The organism is Kitasatospora humi (genome assembly GCF_020907985.1).
GTDB classification, from domain to species: Bacteria; Actinomycetota; Actinomycetes; order Streptomycetales; family Streptomycetaceae; genus Kitasatospora; species Kitasatospora humi.
This window is the reverse complement of record NZ_JAJJPA010000130.1, coordinates 1-1,830: the sequence shown is the minus strand read 5'-3', so window position 1 is coordinate 1,830 and position 1,830 is coordinate 1. Positions and strand designations below refer to the sequence as shown.

General features: G+C 73.3%; 1 protein-coding gene. It reads right to left on the bottom strand.

Annotated features, from left to right (window positions below; translation table 11 throughout):
• The coding region (locus tag LN042_RS36685) for a type I polyketide synthase (protein WP_230055804.1) at nucleotides 1-1,736 on the bottom strand (1,736 nt) is incomplete at its 3' end.
• Nucleotides 1,737-1,830: the final 94 nt, after the last annotated feature.

The window sequence follows — 1,830 nt, the reverse complement described above, 5'->3', positions numbered from 1 at the left end:
CGGGTCAACTCGTGCAGGTGCCACGCCGCGTCGACCTTCGGCCGCATCACCGCCGCCACCCGCCCCGGCGAGAGCGCCGTGGCCAGCCCGTCGTCCACGGCCCCGGCCGCGTGGACGACACCCGTCAGCGGCACGCCGGCCAGCACACCGGCCAGCTCGCCACGGTCGGCGACGTCACAGGCCGCCACCATGACCTCGACACCCAACCCCTCCAGGTCGGCGACGAGTTCCGGCATCCCCGACGCCTCGATGCCCCGACGCGAGACCAGCAGCAGCCGCTCCGCCCGCCCGGTCGCCGCGAGATGCCGGGCCACCAGGCCACCCAGCGCCCCGGAAGCACCCGTCACCAGCACCGTGCCCGCACGCCTCTCGGTTGCAGCCGGAGCAGCCACCGACGACACCCGCACAAGCCTCGGCACCCGCACCTGACCCGCCCGCACCGCGAACTGCCACTCACCGGACGCCACACCCGCCCGCAAGCCCGCAACCGCCTCATCGGACAACTCGTCCACATCCACCAGCACCAGCCGGCCCGGATGCTCCGACTGCGCCACCCGCACGAGCCCCCAAACCGGCGCCGCCGTGACCTCGATCGGCGCCTCCGGGCCGGCATCCACAGCGCGCTCGGTCACCACCACCAGCCGAGAACCGGCCAGCAGGTCCGCAGCCAGCCACTCCTGCACCAGCCCCAAAACTCCCACCGCAGCACCGCGCGCCGCAGCCGCGACACCCTCAACCCCCGACTCAGGCACGACCCGCACCACCACAACCTCAGGCACGGACTCACCCGCACCAACAGCCGCCAGCAGCACCGACAGATCGGCGTACGAAACGGCGCCCGCCAGCTCACCCCCGAGCACAGCCCAACGGTCGCTCATGTCAGTGGAGTTCACGGCAAAGGCCGGGACCCACTCCACCCCGAACAGGTCATCGCGAACCGGCGCCGCAGCGGCGAACGGCCGCAGGACCACAGAGCCCACCGACGCGATCAGTCCGCCGGTAGTGTCGGCCAGCGTCACCGACACGCCCTCACCGGAGGCCGACGGCGCCACGCGCACCCGCGCCGCCACCGCATCCGCCGCATGCACGACCACATCGCCCCAGGCGAACGGGACTTCAGCCCGGTCCGGGCGCCCACCTGTGCCCGGGATCACGTGCAGGGCGGCGTCCAGCAGGGCGGGGTGCAGGCCGAAGTCGGTGGCGCTCACGCCGTCCGGCAGCGCCACCTCGGCGAACAGCTCCTCGCCGCGCCGCCAGGCCGCCCGCAGGCCCTGGAAGACCGGCCCGTAGGAGAGCCCGCTCCCGGCCAGCGTCGGATAGAAGCCGTCCAGGTCCACGGCCTCGGCACCAGGCGGGGGCCACTGCTCCCAGCTTTCGCCGATGGCTACATTGGCAGAAGCCAGGACACCGGTCGCATGGCGAGTCCATTCCTCCTCGAAGGTCCCCGCCTCGGCCTGGGCGTAGACGGCCACCGCACGGCGGCCGGACTCGTCCGCCTCTTCCACGGTGACCTGCACCCGGACACCGCCCTGGGACGGGAGCACCAGGGGCGCCTCGATGACCAGTTCCTCGACCCGGCCGCAACCGGCCTCGTCACCGGCCCGCACCGCCATCTCGACCAACGCGGCCCCGGGGACGATCACCTGGCCGGCGACCACGTGATCGGCCAGCCACGGCTGCCCGGCGAGCGACAACCGCCCGGTCAGCACCAGACCACCACTGGCCGGCAAGGTCACCGCCGCCCCCAACAAGGGATGGCGCGCCGGAGACTGGCCCAACCCGGCCGCGTCCACCACGGCCGTACCGATCGGCAGCCAGTAATGCTGCCGC